The 7,336-nt window shown below is 38.0% G+C and carries 6 protein-coding genes and 1 rRNA gene; 6 read left to right on the forward strand and 1 reads right to left on the reverse strand.

Annotation, left to right across the window (positions count from 1 at the left end):
- The 6 genes from rrf to ACWF5P_RS27050 form a co-directional block, all read left to right on the forward strand.
- Positions 1-76: ribosomal RNA gene (gene rrf / locus ACWF5P_RS27025) — 5S ribosomal RNA — on the forward strand; the annotation flags it as partial.
- Positions 77-881: 805 nt separating this feature from the next.
- On the forward strand, positions 882-2,084 hold the full coding sequence (locus ACWF5P_RS27030; RefSeq protein WP_452445545.1) for an MFS transporter: 1,203 nt from the start codon (positions 882-884) through the stop codon (positions 2,082-2,084).
- Between the two features lie 67 nt (positions 2,085-2,151).
- Positions 2,152-2,913, forward strand: a complete 762-nt coding sequence (gene aroD / locus ACWF5P_RS27035) for a type I 3-dehydroquinate dehydratase (RefSeq protein WP_434168352.1) — start codon at positions 2,152-2,154, stop codon at positions 2,911-2,913.
- Positions 2,914-2,973: 60 nt separating this feature from the next.
- A complete protein-coding gene (locus ACWF5P_RS27040; protein WP_101226132.1) occupies positions 2,974-3,858 on the forward strand; it encodes a shikimate dehydrogenase in 885 nt (294 codons plus the stop codon).
- A gap of 271 nt (positions 3,859-4,129) precedes the next feature.
- Entirely contained in the window at positions 4,130-5,338 is a 1,209-nt protein-coding gene (locus ACWF5P_RS27045) for an MFS transporter (protein ID WP_101226131.1), read from the forward strand.
- A gap of 224 nt (positions 5,339-5,562) precedes the next feature.
- Positions 5,563-6,576 carry a LacI family DNA-binding transcriptional regulator gene (locus ACWF5P_RS27050; protein WP_101226130.1) on the forward strand — a complete coding sequence of 338 codons (1,014 nt, stop codon included), beginning with the start codon at positions 5,563-5,565 and terminating at the stop codon, positions 6,574-6,576.
- A gap of 118 nt (positions 6,577-6,694) precedes the next feature.
- Here ACWF5P_RS27050 and ACWF5P_RS27055 read toward each other — a convergent pair whose 3' ends face one another.
- A complete protein-coding gene (locus ACWF5P_RS27055) occupies positions 6,695-7,252 on the reverse strand; it encodes a shikimate kinase (RefSeq protein ID WP_053533572.1) in 558 nt (185 codons plus the stop codon).
- Positions 7,253-7,336: the final 84 nt, after the last annotated feature.

Raw genomic sequence — 7,336 nt, forward strand, 5'->3', positions numbered from 1 at the left:
CGAACACGGCAGTTAAGCTCTTCAGCGCCGATGGTAGTTGGGGGTTTCCCCCTGTGAGAGTAGGACGCCGCCAAGCCATTCAAAAGATCAGCCATCCGGCTGGTCTTTTTTTGCGTTTATGAAAAGTATGAAGCCTTGTTATTTTCCATTATAGAGAAGACGTTATTTCACCCTTAGAAGGGGAAGTTGATATTTAGACATGGGTTAATCAGTCAGATTGTAAATAACTGGATAATTGTATTTAAATAAGCAGCAGTACATATATTTTAGCTAAAAAGAAATTTATTCAGAAACTGGTAACTAAAAAAGTGGGAATATATGAGCCCTAATAAATGATAAAAAATACTTTGTGCCACAGCAAATAAAAGTATGCTTCATCTTTTATGAACAGTAACGAATCCAAGGTATGGCTGTGCTTTTAAGGTAAATAAGATCAAAAATAAGCACTTCGAAATCCAGGAATAATGAGTATGAGTAATTGCTCTATAGTTATTAAGGACTGCTTCATGAGTTTGACACAATTAAATTAGCGCAGTATAATAATCCAGTAGAACGATATACTAAATAAAATTAACTAATTAAATCTAGTATAAGTGTTAATTCAATACTTTTTGAATTTAGAACGTAATCGGTTTATAGTAGAACGATATACCAATACTAATTTTTTAGTAGAACGATGTACTAATATTGAAGATTAGTAGAACGATATACTAGTTATGCGAAAAGTTAGTAGAACGATGTACTAACTAAAGCCGGTTTACTTATTGTTTTATTTAGTACGTAATTTTGTTCTTGAATTTATGGTATGGGGCAAGGGGGCAACTTCTGAAAGGCTTAAGAATCAAATTGCATTTCGATAATTTTTAATAGGGGTGTGTTACATGAAAAATCCATTTATAAAAATGGCCACTGGTTTATATATTAGCTATTTCATTTTAGGCATGATCAATATTATCATCGGGTCAAATATGGAAAATTTGTCCGATCAATTAAACACAAGTGCCTCAGGGATAAGTTACTTGGTTTCTGCTATAGGAATCGGTAAGTTAGTTTCCTTGTTTTTCGCGGGTAGACTGTCGGATAAATTAGGAAGGAAACCATTTGTCGTTTCAGCATCTTTTATCTACCTGATCTTCCTAATAGGCATACCTTTGGCTCCTAACTATACACTGGCATTTATATTTGCTGTATGTGCTGGTATTGCAAATTCATTTTTGGATGCAGGTACGTATCCAGCACTTATTGAGGCTTTTCAAAAGAAAGCTGGTTCCGCTACCGTATTAGTAAAAGCTTTCGTTTCAATCGGTGCCGCACTTCTTCCATTTATCATGGCGTTCTTTATAGCTAGAGATATGTTTTACGGGTATACATTCTTCTTAATGGCTGCTGTATATCTTGTTAATGGGTTTTTCCTGCTTAAGGTTTCATTCCCGGATCATAAAGCTCAAAGCCAAACTCAGAATGAAGAACAAGCTGTTCCGCTTCAACAGCAATTCCTCTCAAAACCGAAGTTTGCTCAGGAAGGTTTGGCAGTCATACTATTAGGCTTCACATCAACTGCTTTATTCATGCTGGTTCAAGTCTGGCTCCCGAACTTCGGACAAGATGTATTGGGGCTAACCCAAGCTAAGGCTGTTCAATTGCTTAGTTACTATAGCATTGGCTCCCTTGTTTCTGTCATTTTGCTAGCAGTTCTATTAAATAAAGTAATTAAGCCCATTACCGTCATGATTATCTATCCGGTCATTGCAGCATTATCTTTATTGTCACTCATTTATATCCAGCAACCATTTATAACTGTTTTGAGCGCTTTCTTCATAGGGCTTTCAACTGCAGGGGTATTCCAATTAGCCATGACAATAATCACAGAATTCTTCCCTGCCAATAAAGGTACGATTACTTCATATGTAAACATTGCAGGTAGTTCAGCCTTTATCATCATACCTTTCATTACTGGTATCATTTCTAAGAGTGCTGGGTTAACTGCGGTCTTCTTGTTTGATGTGGCAATTGCGGCAGTTAGTATTTTATTGGCCGTATTCGTTGCCTATCGATACAAAAAGGTAATTAAGGTATCCAATTAATCAGTCTAGCCGAACATCAGTGGGGCATGAACCCCACTGATGATAATGATAAAAGGGGGAAACATCCATGCAAACAATCACGATCAAAGACGTAACGATCGGAGAAGGGGTTCCAAAGATCATCGTTCCTCTAATGGGGACAACTGAAGAGGAACTGCTTAAAGAAGTTGAAACGGTAAATGCGCTACAGCCGGATATCATTGAATGGCGAGTAGATGTATTTGAACAAGTCGAAAGCTTAGAAGCCGTTTCAGATATGATTTCAAAACTTAGAAGTGCTGTTCCAAATACTTTGCTGCTTTTCACTTTTAGAAGCCATAAAGAAGGCGGAAACAAGGAAATCAGCGATGTTTATTATTTCCAACTTCTTCATACAGCTATTAAAACGAAGAATATTGATCTTGTCGATGTGGAGTTGTTTTTTGAGGAATCATCAGTGAAGGAGACTGTACAGGTAGCTGAGGAAAATGGCGTATACGTAGTAATGTGTAACCATGATTTCGATAAGACACCGGCAAAAGAAGAAATCATTTACCGATTGCGTAAAATGCAGGAATTTGGCGCCCATATTCCAAAAATCGCTGTGATGCCCCAAACGGTTGGTGACTTACTCATTTTATTAGATGCAACTTACACGATGAAAACAAATTATGCCGATCGCCCATTCATTACGATGTCAATGTCGGGTACAGGCCTGGTCAGCCGATTATCAGGTGCGGTGTTTGGATCTGCTTGTACATTTGGTGCAGGAAAAGAAGCATCTGCCCCAGGACAAATTCCTGTTACTCAATTAAGAGATGTATTGGAGATCATTGATCAAAATATTTAACTTATAATTCCTTCCAATAAGGAATTTATATAAAACTTAAAAAATCAGGGGGAATAGAACATGGAAAATCTAGGACGAATTAATGGGAAAACAGAATTAGTAGGATTGCTGGCAACACCTATCGGACATTCTTTATCACCTGCCATGCATAATTTAGCTTTCGATAAATTAGGCTTGAATTGCGCCTATTTAGCATTTGAAGTTGGAAATGAAGAGCTGGAAGATGCAGTAAAAGGGATGCGTGCATTAAATGTAAAAGGATTTAACGTATCCATGCCTAATAAAATGAAGATCCTTCCATATCTAGATGAATTGGCAGACAGTGCTAAATTTTCTGGGGCAGTTAATACAGTTGTCAATGTCGATGGAAAGTTCGTAGGGCACAGCACAGACGGAATGGGATATACTCGGAACCTAAAAGAACATGGTATTGATATTAAAGGAAAGAAAATGACTCTTATCGGTTCTGGGGGGGCTGCTACTCCAATTGCCATTCAATCTGCGCTGGAAGGTGTGGCGGAAATCAGCATTTTTGCTCGTGATGATGCTTTCTTCCCGCAAGCAGAAGAGAATGTACGAATCATCAATGAAGATATGAAGCACTTAAATGTGAAAGCCAATGTATACCCTCTTGAAAATGTTGAACAATTAAAGGCTGAAATCGCAACTAGTGATATTTTGGCAAATGGAACTGGCGTTGGCATGAAACCGCTTGATGGCTTAAGTGTCATTCAAGACGAATCAATGCTGCGTCCTGATTTAATCGTAACAGATGTTGTTTACATCCCACGTAAATCAAAACTAATGGAACAAGCTGAGGCTGCGGGTGCTACAGCTATTAATGGTCTTGGGATGATGCTTTGGCAAGGTGCACTTGCCTTTGAATTATGGACAGGTCAACAGATGCCTGTTGATTACATCAAAGAGCAATTGTTTGCAGAATAATACGATTCCACTCTGGGGATCATTCTCCAAATAGAGGTTTTTTCATACTTGATGTGCATCATCGTTAATTGATTACATTAAATGAGTACAGATACCTCAGAGCTAAGAAATGCAGGGAGTGAAATCCCTTGTTTTTCTTAGCGTTTTTTTTTTTGAAAAGTGGTTTTCATTTAAATGGATAACATAAAAGGGGAGGCTTTAAAGTAATTACATTTTGCATTAAAGCGTTCTAGGGGAGAAACACAACGTGATTTATTATAGGGGTGTAATAATGAAAAATCAGTATTTTAAAGCGGCATCTGGCATGTATATTAACTATTTCCTGCTAGGGATGGTAAATATAATTCTCGCCTCAAACATGCCCTCTTTAACAGAACAATGGGATACAGACTCTACTGGCATTAGTTATCTTATTGCAGCAATAGGAATAGGCAGGTTACTCACGTATGGTCTCTCAGGAGTATTATCAGATAAATTTGGGAGAAAGCCATTGATCATAGTCTCTTCGGTAATAATGGGAGTTTTTTTATTAGGGATTCCATTTTCCCCCACATATGAAATGGCGTTTGTATTTGCTTTACTTGCGGGAATTTCGAACTCAGCCATGGATGCTGGTACATATCCGGCGCTAACTGAAATGTTTCCTGAATCTGCTGGTTCCGCCAGTGTTATGGTTAAGGCTTTTGGTTCACTTGGTGCAACCATCCTGCCATTCATCATCTTGTTTCTTACTAGGAATGAATTATTTTACGGGTTTGCATTTTTATTACCGGCTGTAGTCTACTTCTTGAATATGTTCTTTGTTTTGTCCGCTTCATTTCCAAAAAGCAAATCCGATGCTGCAAATCATGAGGAGGATTTGCATAGTAACAGGTTCATAACTGAACCTAAATTTTGGAGCGAAGGAGTCGCATTAATCATAATTGGGTTTACATCAACTGCGTTATTTACAGTTTCGCAAATCTGGTTACCGAGCTTCGGCCAGGAAGTGGCAGGGATGCCATCTTCAAGTGCAATTAAATTATTGAGTTATTATAGTGTTGGATCACTTATTTCCGTCCTGCTATTATCCATCTTATTAAACAAATGGATCAAGCCCGTGACGGTGATATTGCTTTATCCAATGATTACTTTACTTACGGTAATCATCATATTAACGATTCATTCACCCATTGTCTTAAGTATTTGCTCTTTTTTCCTTGGGGCCTCGACAGCTGGGATATTTCAATTAACCATTGCAATAATGACTGAACTCTTCTGGAGGAAAAAAGGAACTGTAACAGGGATCGTTGCGACGGCTTCAAGTTTGGCGAGCGTCATTTTACCAATTGCAACGGGTTTGATCGCTAAGAGTGGGGATATATCGCATATATTTCTTTTTGATTGCTTTATTGCAACTATTGGAATTCTAGCTGCAGCTTTTGTTTATTACCGATATAAAAAATTGACACAGCACCAGACCATATTTAACCATGGCTAATAAATATGAAGGATTACTTAAAACTCCATCTTCTAGAACTAGGGTGGCGTTTTTTTTTTGTACTAATGAATATTTGATATAGATGTAGGGAGTGAGTATTAATCGATGGTATACCCATGTTCCGAAAGCAATGGTGTAATAATGACAGTAACTATATTATTATTATAATAAGAACATGATAATAATAAGTACATCAAAAATACATTCAAGATGGTGATTGAACTATGAAACAATCCAAAAAAGGGCGGGTCACGTTGCAACAGGTAGCGAAACATGCTGGGGTTTCTACATCCACTGCTTCCCTTATCGTTCGCAATAATCCTCGAATATCGGAAGCGACGCGACAAAAGGTATTAAAATCCATGCATGAACTGGGTTATGTATACGATAGAATTGCAGCCAACCTAAGGTCGCAGAGCTCTGATACTGTAGGAATCATTATTACCGACATATCAAACACCTTTTTTTCTGAATTCCTGATAGGCGTTCATGACGCATTGGATGAGGTCGGTTATACAGTGTTGCTGGGAACTACATTCGACTCGGTCGCCAAGCAAGACCATCTCCTTTCAACCATGATGGAACATAGGGTGGGAGGCCTGATTCTTTGTCCTGTCTCTGAAAGCTCACAAGATACAATTGAACGGTTAAATGAAATTGACACGCCAATGGTCCTTGCTGTTAGGGAACTACCTGGAGTGAATAGCGACTATGTAGGCATAGACTATCCAGAAGGAGCCAGGATGGCTGTTGATCATCTCCTTGGAAAGGGACATAAAAGAATTGCGCTCCTTGGTGGCATCAAGGAATCTTCTACTTGGATCGAGAGAATGGAGGGATACCGTGAAGCTCTTTCAAGTGCGGGATTGGAAGTGGATGAATCGCTGGTGATAGATAGTGCTCCTACACGGGAAGGAGGGCTGGAGGCTGTATTGAAAGTACTTGAGAATCCTAATCCGCCTACCGCGATTTTTTGCTTTAGCGACTTAATTGCTTTCGGTGTTATGCAAGGATTAATGATGAAAGGATTTACTCCTGGAAAAGATATAGATATCGTTGGGTTCGATAACGTTCCAGTCGCAGAAATCTATCATCCTCCGCTAACGACCATTTCCTCATTCCCTAGACGTATTGGAAAAGAGGCAGCGAATCTCCTGTACCAGCAAATGGAGAAAATTGAACGTGATCAACAGCGAATCATATTGAATCCAGAACTGATTATTAGAGAGTCTTCCTAATAAAGAAAAATAAAAAGGTGATTAGTTTACAGGAGGTTAGATATCCATGCCTCTGTACCCTTTTCATCTTTTCTATTATTCTTTTATTGGGAAAATCGATTAAATGAAAGAGCGGGTCTTACTTAAGCGGTTCATAAATATCCCAGGCAACTTTCAATGAATCGACTATAAAGTCTGCAACTTCATCAACATCAAGATCATTGGTATTCACTTTTGAATGATGATAGGAGTATATTTCTTGTCTTGTGTAAAAGAGTTCTTCAATTTCCTCAAGTGACCGGCTTTGTAAAACAGGTCTACTATCAATAAGTAAGCCTATTCTCTCTTTCCAGTATTCCCAAGATAAGTCCAGGTAAAAGACAATGCAATTGGATAAACAGATATTCCGTATATCCTCTTGTAAAAATGCCCCGCCTCCAACTGAAATGATTTTCAATTGTTGTTGACTAAGGCTTTCAATTACACTTTTTTCTTTTTCGCGAAAAGCTTTTTCACCAAACTTCTTGAATATTTCTGTAGTGGGCATATTGAATTCCTTTTCAATTTCTTGATCTATATCAATAAAGTCCCTATATAATTTCCTTGCTACTTTCTGTCCGATCGTCGTCTTTCCTACTCCCATAAAGCCAATAAAAACGATACTTTGCATCCTCAAAGATGTGTTTTTATTAATCATTTATAAATCCCTCTCCCTACTATTTTTATAATGATTAAAAGTCTATCCTGAAATTTTTAAAATATATTTATTATAGTACAAGAA

The organism is Peribacillus sp. NPDC055009 (assembly GCF_053608705.1).